Genomic DNA, 16951 nt, shown 5'->3' with positions numbered 1-16951 from the left:
TTTTAGCCGACATTCCTTCATAAGGGCAATATTTATCATGTCAAAGTCTCCTCCACCTACATACAGTGAGATAGAAAGGGTCTTGAAGGAGGTGACTGTGATGGGCGGTTTTGGTGGATTTGCAGCAGGTGGATTCGCATTAGTGGTCGTATTGTTCATCCTTTTGATCATTATTGGTTCTGCTTACATCCGTTACTAGGAATTAATGAAAAAAAAAACGAAAAACGCCTTAGCTTTTAAGGCGTTTTTCATTTTTTACTCTTCTTCTTCCCCATCAGCATAGTAAGGGTTCAAATGGATGAGCACTTCATCGATATTATCATATTTATCCATCAAGGCTTGCTTGATTTCTCTTGCTAAATCATGTCCTTCTTTGATGGTTTTATAATGATCGATGGCGATGCGCAGGTCGACTACAATATAGTGGCCCAGCTCCCTTGCCCTTAGTTTATCAATTCTCCTCACGAGTTCGAACTTTTCGATGATGGCAATAAAATCTGCTTGCGTTTCCATATCGATGTTGCGCTCGAGCAGGATATCAAAGGCTTCGACAAGCATCTCCTTTGCAATCTTAAAAATCAGATAGGCTACAAAAATACTTGCTACTTTGTCCCCGTATAAAAGGATATGTATATGGAGTTTGCTCCCCAATACTGAAAGAAGCACCCCGACAGCGGCAGCGATGGAAGCAACAATGTCTGCTTTATGATCAAAGGCAATGGCTTCAATTGCTTTGCTGTTATGCTGTTTTGCAACCTTCATGGATGAACGGTAAAGATATTCCTTTGCCCCATAAGAAAAGATGGCCACCCACATGGCTAGAATGCTTGGGGTTTCAATCGGATGCATGAAACCGGTAAGGGCCTCATACACAACATATATAGAAATAAGGAATAATAGTATTCCGACAATGCCGGATACGATGACTTCGGCTTTCCCATGGCCGTATGGATGATCCTCATCAGCTGGTTTATTGGCGATTTTAATGACCAAAAGGACAATGAGTGATGCAAAGACGTCTGCAGCAGAATGGATCCCGTCTGCAAAGACTGCGTCACTGTGGCTTGTATATCCGATGACCAATTTTCCGACGGTGAGGATAATATTGGCCACCAGGCTGATCCATGCAATTTTTTTGGCTATTGATTCTCTTGCTCCCAACAGTTTCACCTCTAACGTTAATCTCTTGATATCATAGCAAACCCATCATGGGTGGGTCTAGAGCAAGAGTGTTGCGGATAACTATCCTTATAAGTTACGCAAAACAATTTTGCGTTAAGTAAACTTTTTTTCTCCCCTGAATGGAACTCTAATCTCTCTTTATTATCTGTGATTCTCTTTGGTGTATTCTTTTAAAATCATTTTTCAAATAAAAATAACCCCGGAGTTATGCTTCCGGGGCAATGCAGCTATTGAATCGGCATCCAATTAACTTTCCAGACGCCTGCCTTATTTTTCGAAAGTCCGAATCCGAGTGAATTTTCAGTGCTTTGATTAGCGCCGCTTGAAATGAGGATATAGGCATTTGAATCATCAGTGATTTTTTCCTCTAAATAGGAATTCTTCACTTTTTCCAAAAGGGAATTCCCTTCTTTTTGAGAAGCCTGAATCCAATCTTCTTCCGATTTAAAGGTTTGTTCTATATCCGGGTCATGATTGAAAAGCCAATATTGAACCCCATAATCTTTTTGATCCTCTGCATAAAAGTAAAGGTAGAAAATCTGCAGCGGGGTTAATCCCCTGAGGAGCATGTCATCATGCTTTGCCGAGAATTGCTTATAAATCGACTGCAGTTCCGGCTCTAATTTTACCCTGCCCGCGTCATCAGTCAGTTCATTTGGCTTTGAAAGGGTGGAGCTATCCTTCTTATCTGCGGCTTCTGGATTGAATCCCTTTATCATAGAGCCTGAATCATCTGCTGATTCCATATGGGAAGACTCTGCAGATTTATCACTTGAACCGAGATTATGCGTAAGGCCGCTGCCAATAAAAATGGCAAGGAAGCAAATGACTGCAGCCACGACTCCCCCTGTCATCAACTTCGAAAACCATTCGGCCCTCTTTTTGCTGATGAAAGTCGCTGGTGCGCTTTGAATTCGGTCTCTGATCCTTCTTTTATCCTCTTCTGTAAAGACTTTATTTTGGGAAACATAAGAGTCAAAGGCCTTCCTGCTCTTTTTCAACTGCTCATCCATTCAGCATTCCTCCTTCCAAAGAATGCGACATCCTTAGTTTTTCTCTGCCCCTGTGCAGCCGGGTCTTAACTGCTGAAGGGCTCAAGTCTAGCAATTGACAGATTTCATCAATGCTCATATCTCTGTAGTAGAACAATACGATTACTTCCCGATACTTAATTGGCAGTTCTAAGACTGCCTCGATGAGTTTTTTATTCTCGTCCTTTTGTATGACATTCTCCATCGGTGCATCCCCTTGTGTTTTCCCAGTGGTCAACCAGTGGTCAGTCAATTGCATCTTGCGGTAATGCCAGCTCCGCAAATAATCCTTGCATTTATTGATGGCAATGGAATATATCCAGCTTTTCAAAGCGGACTTCCCATTGAATGTGTGAAGTTTTTGGTAAATGGACAAAAAGACTTCCTGAATGAGATCATCCGTCTGCATCCAATTTTTCGTATAAGAATAAGCGAGCCTTTTCAGATCTTCCCCGTAAAGGTCCATCAACTGTTCGATCGCTTCATCAGGCTTCATGTCCAAAATTTCTCTATCCTCAATATCAGAGGCGGAAAATTGATGCCTTTCCAAACCTCATCCCCCCTCATTTCAACTAGCTAGTCACCTGTAAGACGAAGCACTCAACATAATGGTTACACAAAATAGCGCCAGAGCTGGACAAAAAAAGCCGAGCACACTTTTTGTGAATGCTCAGCTGAATACGACTCTACTCTAGGCTCTTTTCTTATAGTTTGTTGTTTTGAAAAGAATACCGGATAGTTTTCGCAATCAAATTAACTTTTTTAGCTAGAAAAGAGCCTGTATTTTATATTGCAACGTGCCAGACATATATTTTCGCGTTAAAATCGGCAGTTAGATTTTAACAACAATGTTTACGAAAACAGCCTTATTCCAAAAACCGCTTTCTTTCCTCTGGTGTTGGAATCTTGCAAGCTTCTTTTTGGCCGAACCACTTGTAGCGATTCTTGGCGATGAATTGATAGATTTTGTTTCTGATCCGTGCAGGGATTATTTTTAGCCCCCACAAGAGCTTCCATGGACCGTCCAAATGGCGGCAGATGGCAAGCGCCGCATCAGACTCCGTGTACAGACGGTCATTCTCAATGAGAACGACACTATCCAATCCTGCAGGAGCACTGTGATCCTTAAGAAGTCTTTGGCCGATTCCACTCTGGAGAGAGGCGAATTTAAAATACTCCTTTGAGTCTCTTTTCATTATGAACTGCACACTGCTGTCGCAGAAGTTGCATACCCCGTCAAACAAAATGATCCCAGACATGCCGTCCCTCCTTGCATTGGATTTTTTATTCATTTCCCATTGAAATTATTGTAACAAACTAATTCTATCTAACGATTGTTCCGTGCACACCGGTATGTAAAAATTCATAACACTGCTTTTCAAAGTGTTGTATTGATAATCGTTTGTATCAGACATTGCTTCTTCTCTTGAAGCAGGTATATGTTCATATTCAATTGCTTCATTAAATTGTGCATCCGTGAAATCTATGAACTTTTCATCCACTTTATTATAATAGTGCCACCCGCCAAAGGTTTTTGTTTTAAATATCTCCCCACCTAAAATATCCTGAACCACCAATGACGTGACTCCACATTGTCCTTTTGCCGGGCAATCTTTTTCCCATTTTGTGCTCGTCTCCAAAGACCAAGAATGGAGCAATGCCTCCCTCAACTGACCAATAGTCGGTTTCATAATTGTTTATTCTCCTTCACTTCTTTACTCTATATATTCTCCATTTTCATTGATAATCCTTTTAGTATGCCAACCGCTGATTTTATTGTAAAATAATAAATAAATATGAAATTTTAAGGATGAATGCGATGAAAATGATTTGTCTTGGCGACAGCATAACCAGAGGTGTTTCTTTTACTGGTGGAAGACTGCGCATCATGAAAGAGAACTACCCTTCTCTTCTACAGCAGAATTTTGTTCAAACAGGGAAAGAGCAGATTGAAATCATCAATAAAGGGGTCTTTAATGACAATTCTGATTCCCTCATTAAAAGGGTTGATAAAGATGTCATTCTGGAGCAGCCGGATTTTGCCCTCTTGAATATTGGCGGCAACGACTGCGATTTCAATTGGGGCAAGGTGGCGGAAGAGCCTGATTCCCCTCATGAGCCAACCGTGCCAATTGAAAGGTATTTAAAGAATGTTTCGCAGCTGATTGATACGTTGAAAACTGCAGATATCACACCAATAGTACTAACGCTTCCTCCCCTTGATCCTGTCAGATACTATAAAAACATCGCATCTAGATTCGGTACTTCCATCAGCCACTGGATCAACACGGTCGGAGGAATTGAACATTGGCACGGCTCCTACAATCGATCGCTGAATATGCTTCTGGACCAAATGGATTCCATCAAACGGATCGATGTCCGCTCCTATATAAAAAAAGCTGGGGACTTAGCATCTTTAATCAGTGATGACGGAATACATCTCACAAAAAAAGGGTATAAAGTGATGAGTGACGCCATTTTTGCAGAATTGAGCCTGATGATGCAAAAGGTTGAATCTTATCAAAATTAAATAGAAGAGACCGGTGTGCATTACGTATTCCGGTCCCTTCTATTTTTATATTTTCATGAAAATTAATGTTTCGGGAATTTTCCCACGACATAAATCGCTTTAATGATCCTTTTGTTGATCCAATTTCGATTTTCAACTGTATTAAGCATCTCGAATGTCAGCTTTCGGCCATCTTCTGTCGTCACATAATGGCTCGGGAGCGAATTCAGGCTCAGGGCAATGATATCATTGGTGCATTTTTCACATTTGCAGAATGTCTGATATTCAGGGCCTTTCATGTACATCGTGACAAGAGCTGAAACAATTTCTTCCATTACATTGGTGTATTTCATTGCATTCTCTCCTATTATTCTTAGGTGTACTCGAAAAATTCGTTTCTTTTTAGACTTTGACATCATCGTTATCTCTATCTTACCATTGCCTGTTGTCGAATTTACAGATTTTTTTAATCTCTTATACGAAAGGAAGAGTTGATGCTGACGGATATTCATTACAAACCATTGCCCACAGATTTTTATCAGCAGCCTACATTGGAATTGGCGAAATCCCTGCTCGGCTGTCTGCTTGTCCATATGACGCCGGAAGGAACTGTGTCAGGTTATATTGCAGAAACAGAAGCATACATCGGCCCAGGCGACCGTGCCGCCCATTCCTTTCAAAATCGCAGAACGAAGCGGACTGAAGCGATGTTTGCTGAAGCAGGAACTGTTTATACGTATGTCATGCATACCCATTGCCTTTTGAATGTGGTCAGTGGAGCCCTCGATGCTCCTGAGGCAGTTTTGATTCGAGCAGTTGAACCTTTTTCGGGAATTGACCTTATGAGTGCAAGGAGAAAGATGCCCTATGGGAAAAATTTGACCAATGGACCGGGCAAGCTGACAAAAGCCCTTGGTATCGGCATGGATTATTATGGGCATCACTTCACGAATCCACCTTTATTTATTTGTGAAGGGAATACGCCATCCGGCATTGGTCAAGGAAAACGGGTCGGGATCGACAATTCCGGCGAAGCCAAAGACTATCCTTGGCGCTATTGGATAGAAGACACACCCTTCCTGTCAAAAAAGGGCTAATGCCTAAATTCTTTTTTAAAATCCTGCAACAATCCGCATATGCCTACATACTTTGTTAACAAATTCATTCGTATGAGGAGTGTTACTATGGCGGTGCGGTCTCGCTGCGATTCAATTGAAAGCATGTGCATCAACGCTCAAAAAATCTATGATTGGGTTGTGCTGCAAAATTCGGTCGCTTCCACCATCAATGCCGCAGACCTTGGAAACTTAGCCATTGATCCATGCGGTGCGGCCATTTCAAAGATGACGGCCCGCTGCATCCTGGTGGATCCGGAGACCGGCGAACCATTAGCTCCCGGTTCTGTTATAAAGACATTCGAAATCAGCGGCCGTCAATCAACGTCCCTAGTCATTGATGGCGCACTGATCACATTGCAGAAGATTTCCTTTGTAAAGATGCTCGGTTTGATTATCGAATTCAGCGGCATCAACGGTTCAACACCATTCATCGAGCAATCTGCGACTGTTCTGATTGAAGTCCCCGAAACGGTTCTCCTTTGTGCGCCTGATGACACGGAACTTACTGTCTATCTATCGAGTGTTCAATGTAAACTCAAGGTCAATTGTTCAGGTGATGTCTTGACAAGTGTGAATGCTACCCTTGAATTATGCCAGAGCATTCAAACTTCTCAGGAAGTGACTGTGGAAGTCGGCCGAGCGGCTTTTTGCCAGCCGCGTGAAATCCTGAAGCTGGAATGTTCCACTCCCTCCTATCCTCCACAATGCCCAATTTTATTTGGGAAAAACGGATAAAATCGGTATTGTGAAGCCCCCTTTCTAAGGAGGCTTCTTTTGTATGATTCGGGACCAACGACCCATCAGGTAATATCTTCCATGAACAAAGCATATATTAATTCAACTATTTTCAACTAAATTGATGGGTGGGAGTCCATTATGCCAAAGAAGATTCTATTATTCTGCGATCCGGGAATCGATGATTCAATTGCGATCATGTTTGCGTTGATCAACCCCGAAATAGAAATCGTAGGAATTGTTGCCAGCTATGGAAATGTTTCAAAAGAACAGGCGATAGCTAATGCCTCCTATCTTCTCGATTTGGCTGGGAAGCCTGAGATCCCGGTAATTCCAGGAGCATTTATGCCCATCCAAAAGAAAATGGTTACGTATTATCCTGAGATTCACGGGGAAGACGGCATCGGCCCCATTCAGCCACCGGTTAAGGACTATATCAAGGTCTTTCCTTTTGATACGATCCGCTTGCTCATTGAAACATATGGGAGTGAACTCAATATCGTTGATACCGGCCGTTCAACATCCCTGGCAACAGCATTCATTTTATATCCTTCCCAGATGAAGCTGGTGAATGGGTTCTATTTAATGGGAGGTTCTTTTTTTGCACCGGGAAATGTGACGCCGCTTGCGGAGGCTAATTTTCACGGCGACCCTACCTCTACTAATTTTGTATTGAAGCATGCCCATAACATCACCATCACACCTCTGAATACGACTAATTTTGCCTATCTGACAGACGAAGTGGTCGACCTGTTTTCCAAACACAAATCCAATCCATTTGCTTTTATGTTAAAACCGATTTTTGAATACTATTTTACGGCATACAAAAAATTATCACCGGGAATCATCGGGGCTCCGATGCATGATCTCGTTACAGTCATGACGGTCTGCAAGCCTAATATCGCAGAATATATCTATTATGATGCGCAAGTGATCGAAGGAATCGAGGCGAAAGGATTGTCCTATATCGATCTTCGTCCATTGGGGAAACCGGGGAAAACCCGGATTGCCATCAAACTGAACTATGATATTTTTATCAAAGAATTAAAAGACTGCATGCTTAAGATGGTTTAATATGATCATGAAACTGCAGTAACCTTCCCTTCTAATGGAATATTCCCCAGGCTTAATGCCATCACCCTTTCTCACTCTATTCATAAATTTGGCGGACTTTAGTTAAAAAATGGTGTTTTTATAGAATAGATAAGCCCTATCGAAATAATCAACTTTGAATAAGATACAGTATGCCAAATAGAAAGGAGTGAAAATAATGGCAATCTATAATTATCCCGGCGTGACTTGCTATCCGAACGGCTCCAATTTCTCAACCGGTCCATCCCGTCAGCGCTCATCTGGATATGTAGTTAGGACAATCCCTGGCCCTCAAGGTCCTGCGGGTCCAGCTGGAAGCGGACTTTCTTCGGCACTCAGCGCTTACAATGATGCTGGAGCAGTTACATTGGCGCTAACTGCAGGTTCAGCCGTCCCGTTTAATACACCTGGAGCATCCTTCGGCCAGGCAGTAACGCAAACCAGCGATACTACTTTCAGTCTAAATGAAACCGGCTTCTATTCCGTTGATTATTCAGTTGGAACAGCTGCTGCTTCAGCATTGGGAGGTATCCATTTGGAGGTGGGCGGTGCGACCGTTTCCCCTTCTACCACACTGCTTAATGCAGGTGCTGCACTTTCGAAGGAAGTATTGGTTCGTGTAAACACGGCACCAGTCAACCTGCAATTGGTTGTTGACGACTTGGGTCTTACAGTTGCAAGCGGAACTAGTTCAGATATCACCATCAAAAAAGTGGCCGACCTTTCACAGGCGCCTCAATAATCTTTAACAATAGGAGTCTACTCATAGGCTCCTTTTTCTATACTCTAGGCTATTCGTTGACATTTCCTTGCCTAATCGGAATAATAGTATAGGAGTTTTATCGCATCTGAAAGAAGGAAATTTCAATGAAAAATGCTATACGTACATTCAGAAAAAGCCATTACGGCTTCCATGCAGCTTTATTGATTCTAAAAGCATTTGCTCTGCATGCCATTTTGTTTAAAGATTTCAATCTATTAAAAGTCATTGCCTTAGAGGGCTGTTTTATTTTTCTGCTGCTCGGTCTTGCAGAAGTTTTAGCAAAAAAAGGAGCTCCCTATATTTATTTAGCAGCGAATGCTTTCATCACCACATTTTTTGCGGCTATTTTGCTATATGTCACATGGTTCAATACAATACCGACTTACCATGTGCTGCTTGAAATCGGACAGCTCGGCGCCATCCGGGATAGTGTTGCCTCTCTTTTAAGTCCTTTATACGCCTTGCTTTATGTGGATATCATTATTTTGCTGATCCTAATGATCTTCAACAAGTATCCCCTTGTACAAAGCGAAGCCAAAAGTCCTTGGAAAAGACGCACATTTCTTGGATCACTTGCCGTCTGTGTCATTGTCTTTTTTTATTATAAAAATGTAGATATAGCGAATCCGGTCCTTGCGGCTGAGTCTAAGGGAATTTTCAACTACGAAGCGATTAATATTGCTAAATCTTCAAAGCCGAATTCAGCTGCAACCATGGCTAATGAAAAGGCGGATCCATACGAAACCAATCAAAAAATCGCGTCCATTAAAGGAATCAAACTCATTCCTGCCGATCAGAGGAAATACTTTGGGATGGCAAAAGGACGAAATGTCATCGTCATTCAAGGCGAGTCATTCCAAAACTTTTTGATCGGTCTGAAAATCAATGGAAAAGAAGTGACGCCGAATTTGAACGAGCTTGTGAAACACAGCTTTTACTTCCCGAATCTCTTCCAACAGGTAGGGCCTGGGAATACATCTGATGCAGAATTCATCATGAATACCTCCCTATTCCCGAATGACAATACACCTACCTCTCTTACGGTCGGTAACAAGCAGATTCCGAGTCTGCCTAAGGTCTTGAAGGAAAAGGGATATTCAACAATGACGTTCCATACGGATAAAATCAATTTCTGGAATCGCGACCAGTTGTATCCTGATCTCGGGTTCGGCCAATATTTTGATGAAAGCTATTTTGGCGATTCGGATAAGGTTGGCATGGCAGCGTCAGATGATGTCCTGTATAAAAAAGGGACAGAAGCATTGGCCAATGCCAAAAAGCCTTTCTATTCCATGTTCATTTCACTTTCCAGCCATCACCCTTTCGTCATCCCGGATGAAAAGAAAACGCTGGATCTGCCATCAGAATACGATGGGACGCTGATCGGGGATTACTTGACCGCTCAGAACTATACGGATGCTGCGATTGGCCGGTTCATAGATGAATTGAAGAAAAAAGGGATATGGGATAATTCCGTCATTCTTTTCTATGGAGATCACCTCGGTCTTCAAGACAAAGCACTGGATGATCGAGATCAAGAACTTTTCGAACAATTTACGGGTCATAAATACAATTTAAAGGATCGATATACGATTCCATTCATTGTATCCATTCCTGGAAAAACGGATAACGGAACGGTCATTTCATCACCGGGAGGCCAGCTTGACTTCATGCCGACGCTTGCCAACCTTCTCGGGGTGAAAATCGATCATAAACTTGTCCATTTCGGACAGGATCTATTACAAGGTCAAAACAACTTGATCGGCATCCGCTATTATCTTCCGCCAGGCGGATTTGTTAACGATCATATCATTTACTATCCGAATGAAAGCTTCGCAGACGGAGATGCATTTTCCCTAAACACGATGGATCGTGTAAAGGATTTTTCCAAGTATGAGACCAGCTATCAAAAAGTCCTTACACTTGAGGAGCTGTCTGATTCCTATTATGCACAGCTGCCGGAAAGTGAATAGAAAAAAAGCGTAGGCCTGGGCTTACGCTTTTTTCATTTCCATCGTTTTCTTAGCTAAAAAAGTCCCTGCCAACAAAATGAGAGTAACGATATTTTGGAAAAACAAAATAAAAACCCGAATGAGAACTGAAGCAAAATCATATGTTTCCCCTGGTGCCATATCTCCTTGTGGGAAGGAAACGATCAAAAAAATATCAATGGCGGCTAAGAGAAATAATACTCCCCCTAATTCTATATACCTTAAAATCCATCCTCTGGCAGATCGAAACATTTGGCTGATGATTACAAGAATGATAGGAAGCATATAGGTAGTGCCCTGCCTAATGGATTCCAGGCCAGGAATATAATAAAGGCCAATCAGAACAAATACGCAGCCCCAGAAAAGCAATCCCTTTTTATCTATCTTCAAAAAACCCCTCCAAGTGAATTTTTTCTTTATTTTACCATATAGACAATCGATTGACTTTGTTGACAAAAAAATACCGCCTTCCCCAATGGAAAAGCGGTTTGCGATCAATTATTGCTCTTTATCCTGCTTTTGCAGCACGAACATCAATATCGTAATAATGGTAAATGCCGTGAACGCCAGCAGTGGAATCGTGATGAATCCAAGCCAGTCAATGTACTTGCCGGAACATGGAACACCGCTTGTACACATTTCAAACTCACGCAGCGCGGGTACATGCTGCAGCAAGTAATGGTATGCGGAGATGACGATCCCCAAAATAGAAAATGGAAGGATGTATGGATAAATGCGATGTTCATTTCGGTAAATGGCCACTCCCATGAACACAAAAAGTGGATACATTAAAATCCGCTGATACCAGCAAAGGGTACACGGGATGAAATGCTGGATTTCGCTGAAATACAGACTTCCCAACAAAGCGATAATGGAAGTGATCCATGCGGCGAATAAAGGTTTATTCATATTAGGACTCCTTTTCCGCTTTGTTTACCATTTTGATGAAATCATCAAAAGTCTTGCCGTTAAATTCCTTGCCATTAATGAATAATGTCGGAGTGCTTTGGACTTTCAACTCTTTCACTGTATCCATATCTCTTTGGAACGGGGCATCCCCTTCCCCATTTTGGTAGGCTTTCACCACTTGGTCTACCTCTTTTTGATCAGCTATTTCAGCTAATGTTTTTTCTAGGAATTCATCTGTGTAATAATCGATTTCTTCATATTTTTTATCATCCGGCTGTTTTTTGTAAAGCAATTCATGGAACTTCCAGAACGTATCATTTCCAAGTTCTTTATAAACAGTTTCAGCAAATTTAGCGGCCCGTTTTGAATCGACATTGATAAAGGCATAATTAATGAAGTAGAATTTGGCTTTACCCGTGTCGACTACCTGCTTTTTGATTTCAGGTACAAATGATTCATTGAATGCTTTGCAGTAAGGACATTTATAGTCCCCGAATTCCACAATGTTCACCGGGGCTGATTTGTCACCTAGATAAGGCTGGTTTTTATACGAAAAAGCATCTTGCTTTTCTACATGATTCGATTGCTTTCCAATGAAGATAATTGCGATGATGACTAAAAGTACGATTCCGCCAACCCAGTAAACTAGACGGGCAGAAGATTTTGGTGTTTGTTTAGACGGTTTCTGGTTCGATTTCGCCATGAGTCTCTCCTCTTTCTATATTTTCAGATGATGGCATGAACACATCCTTCTGAATGGTAGCAGCAAACTGAATACATTATAACATTTTCATCAAATAAAATTCCGTCCCAAATGTGACAGTTCCTTTACCGCCATTCATGCAGAACCTTTCAGAATGTAATCCCCTTTAGCTTTTCTCGTATTTGCTCATGTAATTCAAGCAAGAGATCGACTTTGTCCATACCGATTTCTTCCCCCGCTTTCAGCATGGCACGGTAGGAATATGCATTTTGGGCAGATGTTCTGGAAATATCTTTCCCTTTTTCAGTGAGTTGAAGAATGACTTCCCTTCTATCCTCTTCAGCTTCCATCCTGATGATGAGGCCCATCTGAACCAGTTTTTCAATATTGACGCTTATGGTACTTTTTGAAATGTGCAGTTTTTCCCCAAGTTCTTTTTGAGACATGCCTTTTGAGGAAATCAAGGTATTGATGATTCCGAGCTGTGGAAGGGAGATCCCGAGACTTTCCGCATTTTGCTGCGTAAATTTGGACGACATCCTGGCGATTTCAGAAAATGACATGACAAGCTGAGCCGCTTTTTGATAATCTTTTGATTCGTTCAGCATGGTGATCACTCCTTTTCTTTTTAGTTCATCTATGAACTATTCTATAATGAACTAAAAAGAAAGGCAAAAAAAAGGCACTCCCTAGAGTACTTAGATTACTATCACCTTTTTTTCTATTGTTACATATCTATTGGAAAAATGTCTGCAGAGCTGGATGAGCCGCACTGATATCTTTTGGTGATGATTCATCCAAGTTGCAGGGTGCTTTTTTATGTATGAGAATACTTCGGAAAGTACTTCTTCTGCACGTTGAGGTGTTAGTCCATCATTTAATAAACATCTATACAGTAATAATAAGTATTTTTCAGCTAGAATCTCCAGGTCTAATGGGCTATTTCCCTCTGCTGATTCTTCATACATGAAATCCCTTCCTTTATAAAAGTAGTCAAATTACCTATACCACTTATGGATAAAAGTTAAACAAAAGTTGCACATTCATTGTTCGGAGGAGGTGGCCGGTCCGAAAAGGTGCCTGTCCGAAAAGGTGCCTGTCACCACCCGGTTTTTGTCAGATTTTGTCGTTTGGATATGTGCCGATGGGGATTTTGCGGTGCTATTTTGGCTCATATTGAGCTGGATTTTTGCGGTGGCGCATAAAAGTGGTGTTTTGAATCATAAGAGGCATAGTCTCGCGCATAACATAGAGTTTTTCGCGCATAAAGGAATAGGAGTGGCGCATAAACTATGATTTTTCGCGCAAAGAACCCATTTCAAGCATGGCTGAACCCTAATTATCATACTATTTTTCTCCTTCCTCCATCTTCATTGGGTATTTTAACGTAAATGTGTGGCCATTTTGTCATAATTTTCAAACCCCAATGAGCATTTTGTCTCTATTTAGCACTCCTTTAGACCATCCAGTCCCGATCCGGCTCATTATGATGCATATTTCATTTAATCTTGGCCGCTTGACCGTCATTTTACAAACTTCCACATAAAAAAGGACTGCAAATCTGCAGTCCTTCCTATCTATCAATCTATTTATCTTTTAACGAATGTTTGTACCCAATAGGTTCCATAGGATCCGCCTTTGGCGAGGCCGATCCCGATTTCTGTATAATTTGGGTTTAGGATGTTTGCACGGTGGCCATCGCTGTTCATCCATGCCGTCATGACAGATTTGGCGTCTGGCTGGCCGGCGGCGATGTTTTCACCTGCTGCTGTCCAGTGAATGCCGAAATTTGTCAGCATTTTAAATGGATCGCCGTAAGTTGGTGACGTATGGGAAAAATAATTTTTATCTCTCATATCCGCAGCTTTTGCGGCAGAGACCTTCGAAATATCAGCGGCGAGTTTTAATGGTTGTGCACCTGCTTTAGCCCTTTCTGCATTGACCAAGGTTAAAACCGAATCTATTTCACTTGCAGGCTGTCCATTTTTCTTATAATCCATTGCCCTTGTGACGAATACAGCCATTTGGGAACGGCTTACTTTACCGGAAGGATCATAGATTCCGCCAGTTTTTCCAGTGGTGATTCCTGAAGCAGCCAATTTTTCAATATAATTATAGGCCCAATGAGTGGATGCAACATCCTTGAACGTATGGGACAACTGGTTTTTCAGCTCATAGGAAATCGCCAGGATTTTTGCCATCTGAGCTCTTGTAAGAGGCTCGCCTGGATGAAAATATGATACTTTAGAGAAGACACCAATATCAGTCAGTGCGGTTATGTATCGATATGCTTCGGTCCCTTTTGCGATATCTTTGAATGGGGGTGCTGGGTGGCCGGCTGTATTCAGTCCCAACGAACGCCCAATCATGACTGCTGCCTGGGAGCGCGTTACATTTCTCTCCGGTTTGAATGTTTGATCCGGGTAGCCAGTTAAAACGTGTTTATCTACCAATTCATAAATCTCGGATTTTGCCCAATAATTTGATGGGATATCGCTGAATTCAGCTGCGGCAGCCGCATGCTTCATTGGCATCAACATCATTGCCAGCAGCATGATGGATGCCAGAAGTCTCATTCTTCCAGTGTTTCTCATCTGCTTTTCCTCCTCTGATTCTACTTATCTTGCAAACTGCTGCTAGATTGGCAGCCTACCCAAAGTATACCTGAAGGCTTAAGCCAATGGAGGATGTTCCAGTAAGTAACGATTGTGGAAGAATATTCATGTGAGGAGAATTATTTCGTATTGAGGAAAGAAGCCATTGAATAAAATAAAATGTACCATCATTACCCAGCTTTTGTATGGTATAATTTCCTACTATATGAGGAAGGAGTTTTGAATATGGTAAGACCTGCAGGATTTTGGATTCGCCTTGGAGCTACGCTGCTGGATGGGTTGATCGTTTCCACTCCACTTGGACTAATCATCAGTTTTTTATTTTACCAGGACTTTCAAACAAATCATCCCCTAAATAACTTGACGCTCCTTTATGATTTGATTACGCCGGTGTTATGGTCGGGGTATGTGGTTGGGAAAAGGATTGTCGGCATCCGCATTGTCAAAGTGGATGGCAGCAATGTCACGATTTGGACTATGCTTCTCCGGATTGTCGTCGCGGGGCTTGTTTATGTGGTGACCATTGGAATCGGTGTGATTGTCAGTGCCATCATGGTTGGTGTGCGCGACGATAAACGCTCAATCCATGACTTTATCGCCGGCACTTATGTGACGTATGCAAAGCCAGGAGAAATGAAACCAGAAGAACTTTAAGAAAAAGCAAAAGGCACCCTGTCACTTTGAATGGGTGCCTTTCTTGTTTAGATAATATTGATGCAGCCGTGATAATGTAAGGAGACTGAGCACCCCTCCTAAAAAAGCTAGTGACATATCCCACTCTGAATCCCAGATGTCCCCTTGTGTACCGAGGAAATCATGCGCTTCGCGTCCTAGGATTTCAGCCGCAAGCCACTCGGCGATTTCATAGGATGCCGACAAGGCAAGGACGACGCAGAGTACGAGAAAGATCAGCCATTTAGAAGGTTTCAGACAGGATTTTCTTATCAGCACTTCCCTTATAGCAATGGCAGCAAAGCCTTTGAGAAAATGCCCCACCCGGTCATATTCATTCCGTTTCAGGTGGAATTGTTCTTTGATCCAATTAAAAAGCGGCACACGTTCGTATGTATAATGTCCGCCAATGAACATCCAAATGCACAGGACAGAAAGTATTATGTATACAAGCGTAGTAAATTGGAATTTTCGATAAGCAATAGCCAAAATGATGATTCCCGCTGTTGCAGGACCTACTTCCAGCGACCATGTCAAATAGCTTTTGGGGGAAATTCCAGACCAGATTAAAACCAGTAGAACAATGACCAGCAGAGCAAGGTGAATTTTTTTGATGGGATGAGCCACAGTGTTCCCCTCCTCTGGGGATATTTACCTTTAGTATGAAGACTTGTTTGCCATCTTATTCATTTAGCAAACTGACTCATGCCTTTTTTCAAAATTGTCTTATTCATGCAGATCTGGCATCCAGCCGAATTCAGTAAGATCAATCCTGTTTTTTGGAGACACGACAACCCCTTCAAATTCCAATCGGTCGATTTGCTCGCGCATCGAATCTTCATCCTGAAAACCAATCTCTCCTTTTGAGTTGATGACCCTGTGCCAGGGCAGTTTATATTTTGCACTCATACTATGGAGGATTCTCACCACTTGCCTTGCAGCCCGTGGACTGCCGGCAGCCCTTGCAATCTGACCGTAAGACATGACTTTCCCCTTTGGTATGGATAAGATGATTTCCACAACATTCTTTGTAAAACCCGTCATTCTTTTATATCTCCCTTATGCCTTTTCTTCATTATAACTATAATGAAAAAAAGAAAACAGGCTCTCTGTAAGCCTGTAAAATGAATGTGCGTTATTCATGCAGGATGGAATCCGTCGTTTCCAGCGAATTGGCCACTTTCCCTATTCCCATGACCCGGAACGTGTGCAGAATATGTTCGACCGAGTTGATTTCCGTTTCTGAGCATTCCACTATCAAAATCACTTCTGATGTCTTTCCCTTTTGGAGTCTTTTTTTGACCTTGTTCATCTTATAGTAGATCAACTTGATGACAAAACCTAAAAGAAAGCCAACTGTTGCATATATCAGCCCCCAATAGATCGGACCCCACTTTAGAGAAAATCCGATACTCGCCCCAATGACAGAAAAGGCTGTTGCAAGCGCCATGCCTATATCACTTAGGGACACGCCGTCAGAATGATGCATGGAATCAAATAGTTTTGGGTCAGCCGGAGGATTTTGTAAAGGAACCGCAAAGATATTCTCTTTTTTTATCCCTTTTTCCTGGAGTGCTGTAATAGCCATTTCTAAGTAGGTAGTATGCTGGAAGGTTGAAAAAATTTGCATA

General features: G+C 42.0%; 23 protein-coding genes. 8 read left to right on the top strand and 15 right to left on the bottom strand.

Annotated features, from left to right (window positions below; genetic code table 11):
- Positions 1-100 precede the first annotated feature (100 nt).
- Positions 101-199: a YjcZ family sporulation protein gene (locus ABTV07_RS10480; RefSeq protein WP_114744599.1), complete on the top strand. Its 99-nt coding sequence runs from the start codon at positions 101-103 to the stop codon at positions 197-199.
- 56 nt (positions 200-255) lie between these two features.
- On the opposite strand, the gene ABTV07_RS10475 is transcribed toward ABTV07_RS10480, so the two are convergent.
- From ABTV07_RS10475 to ABTV07_RS10455, 5 genes are all read right to left on the bottom strand, one after another.
- On the bottom strand, positions 256-1164 hold the full coding sequence (locus ABTV07_RS10475) for a cation diffusion facilitator family transporter (protein ID WP_433751193.1): 909 nt from the start codon (positions 1162-1164) through the stop codon (positions 256-258).
- A gap of 245 nt (positions 1165-1409) precedes the next feature.
- Positions 1410-2195, bottom strand: coding sequence for a hypothetical protein (locus tag ABTV07_RS10470; RefSeq protein WP_433750947.1), 786 nt, complete (start codon positions 2193-2195; stop codon positions 1410-1412).
- The gene (locus tag ABTV07_RS10465) at positions 2188-2763 is read right to left on the bottom strand and encodes a sigma-70 family RNA polymerase sigma factor (RefSeq protein WP_433750944.1); all 576 of its coding nucleotides are present in this window, start codon (positions 2761-2763) and stop codon (positions 2188-2190) included. Before ABTV07_RS10465 ends, ABTV07_RS10470 begins: the two co-directional genes overlap by 8 nt.
- A gap of 316 nt (positions 2764-3079) precedes the next feature.
- Complete coding sequence (locus ABTV07_RS10460; RefSeq protein ID WP_433750942.1) at positions 3080-3472, bottom strand: thiol-disulfide oxidoreductase DCC family protein; 393 nt, start codon at positions 3470-3472, stop codon at positions 3080-3082.
- A gap of 45 nt (positions 3473-3517) precedes the next feature.
- Positions 3518-3904, bottom strand: a complete 387-nt coding sequence (locus tag ABTV07_RS10455) for a YunG family protein (RefSeq protein WP_433750939.1) — start codon at positions 3902-3904, stop codon at positions 3518-3520.
- Positions 3905-4032: 128 nt separating this feature from the next.
- Here ABTV07_RS10455 and ABTV07_RS10450 point away from each other — a divergent pair, with 128 nt between their 5' ends.
- Positions 4033-4743: an SGNH/GDSL hydrolase family protein gene (locus ABTV07_RS10450; protein WP_433750937.1), complete on the top strand. Its 711-nt coding sequence runs from the start codon at positions 4033-4035 to the stop codon at positions 4741-4743.
- Between the two features lie 62 nt (positions 4744-4805).
- Here ABTV07_RS10450 and ABTV07_RS10445 read toward each other — a convergent pair whose 3' ends face one another.
- Entirely contained in the window at positions 4806-5075 is a 270-nt protein-coding gene (locus ABTV07_RS10445) for a late competence development ComFB family protein (protein ID WP_433750934.1), read from the bottom strand.
- A 141-nt stretch (positions 5076-5216) separates the two neighbouring features.
- Here ABTV07_RS10445 and ABTV07_RS10440 point away from each other — a divergent pair, with 141 nt between their 5' ends.
- The 5 genes from ABTV07_RS10440 to ABTV07_RS10420 all read left to right on the top strand — a co-directional run bounded on the left by ABTV07_RS10440 (position 5217) and on the right by ABTV07_RS10420 (position 10403).
- On the top strand, positions 5217-5819 hold the full coding sequence (locus ABTV07_RS10440; RefSeq protein WP_433750932.1) for a DNA-3-methyladenine glycosylase: 603 nt from the start codon (positions 5217-5219) through the stop codon (positions 5817-5819).
- Positions 5820-5906: 87 nt separating this feature from the next.
- Positions 5907-6575 (top strand): hypothetical protein, encoded by a 669-nt coding sequence (locus ABTV07_RS10435; protein WP_433750930.1) that lies wholly within the window; start codon positions 5907-5909, stop codon positions 6573-6575.
- 141 nt (positions 6576-6716) lie between these two features.
- Complete coding sequence (locus ABTV07_RS10430) at positions 6717-7649, top strand: nucleoside hydrolase (RefSeq protein WP_433750927.1); 933 nt, start codon at positions 6717-6719, stop codon at positions 7647-7649.
- 196 nt (positions 7650-7845) lie between these two features.
- The gene (locus tag ABTV07_RS10425) at positions 7846-8409 is read left to right on the top strand and encodes a BclA C-terminal domain-containing protein (RefSeq protein ID WP_433750924.1); all 564 of its coding nucleotides are present in this window, start codon (positions 7846-7848) and stop codon (positions 8407-8409) included.
- Positions 8410-8534: 125 nt separating this feature from the next.
- Positions 8535-10403: an LTA synthase family protein gene (locus ABTV07_RS10420; protein ID WP_433750921.1), complete on the top strand. Its 1869-nt coding sequence runs from the start codon at positions 8535-8537 to the stop codon at positions 10401-10403.
- 21 nt (positions 10404-10424) lie between these two features.
- On the opposite strand, the gene ABTV07_RS10415 is transcribed toward ABTV07_RS10420, so the two are convergent.
- From ABTV07_RS10415 to ABTV07_RS10390, 6 genes are all read right to left on the bottom strand, one after another.
- Complete coding sequence (locus ABTV07_RS10415; RefSeq protein ID WP_433750919.1) at positions 10425-10811, bottom strand: hypothetical protein; 387 nt, start codon at positions 10809-10811, stop codon at positions 10425-10427.
- A 108-nt stretch (positions 10812-10919) separates the two neighbouring features.
- Entirely contained in the window at positions 10920-11330 is a 411-nt protein-coding gene (locus ABTV07_RS10410) for a disulfide oxidoreductase (RefSeq protein WP_433750916.1), read from the bottom strand.
- Between the two features lies 1 nt (position 11331).
- Positions 11332-12033: a DsbA family protein gene (locus ABTV07_RS10405; protein WP_433750913.1), complete on the bottom strand. Its 702-nt coding sequence runs from the start codon at positions 12031-12033 to the stop codon at positions 11332-11334.
- Positions 12034-12182: 149 nt separating this feature from the next.
- The gene (locus ABTV07_RS10400; protein WP_433750910.1) at positions 12183-12641 is read right to left on the bottom strand and encodes a MarR family winged helix-turn-helix transcriptional regulator; all 459 of its coding nucleotides are present in this window, start codon (positions 12639-12641) and stop codon (positions 12183-12185) included.
- A gap of 90 nt (positions 12642-12731) precedes the next feature.
- Positions 12732-13001 (bottom strand): hypothetical protein, encoded by a 270-nt coding sequence (locus ABTV07_RS10395; RefSeq protein ID WP_433750907.1) that lies wholly within the window; start codon positions 12999-13001, stop codon positions 12732-12734.
- Between the two features lie 621 nt (positions 13002-13622).
- Positions 13623-14627 (bottom strand): S-layer homology domain-containing protein, encoded by a 1005-nt coding sequence (locus ABTV07_RS10390; RefSeq protein ID WP_433750904.1) that lies wholly within the window; start codon positions 14625-14627, stop codon positions 13623-13625.
- Positions 14628-14867: 240 nt separating this feature from the next.
- Between ABTV07_RS10390 and ABTV07_RS10385 the strand changes: the two genes are divergently transcribed.
- Positions 14868-15302: an RDD family protein gene (locus ABTV07_RS10385; protein ID WP_433750901.1), complete on the top strand. Its 435-nt coding sequence runs from the start codon at positions 14868-14870 to the stop codon at positions 15300-15302.
- Between the two features lie 21 nt (positions 15303-15323).
- On the opposite strand, the gene ABTV07_RS10380 is transcribed toward ABTV07_RS10385, so the two are convergent.
- From ABTV07_RS10380 to ABTV07_RS10370, 3 genes are all read right to left on the bottom strand, one after another.
- Positions 15324-15947, bottom strand: a complete 624-nt coding sequence (locus tag ABTV07_RS10380; RefSeq protein ID WP_433750898.1) for a DUF2238 domain-containing protein — start codon at positions 15945-15947, stop codon at positions 15324-15326.
- A 99-nt stretch (positions 15948-16046) separates the two neighbouring features.
- Entirely contained in the window at positions 16047-16364 is a 318-nt protein-coding gene (locus ABTV07_RS10375; protein WP_433750895.1) for an MGMT family protein, read from the bottom strand.
- Between the two features lie 91 nt (positions 16365-16455).
- The gene (locus tag ABTV07_RS10370; protein ID WP_433750893.1) at positions 16456-16950 is read right to left on the bottom strand and encodes a hypothetical protein; all 495 of its coding nucleotides are present in this window, start codon (positions 16948-16950) and stop codon (positions 16456-16458) included.
- Between the last annotated feature and the right edge of the window lies 1 nt (position 16951).

The sequence above is a fragment of the Falsibacillus pallidus genome (assembly GCF_050990905.1).
GTDB lineage: Bacteria > Bacillota > Bacilli > Bacillales > DSM-25281 > Falsibacillus > Falsibacillus pallidus_A.
This window is presented reverse-complemented; position numbering and strand designations above follow the sequence as displayed.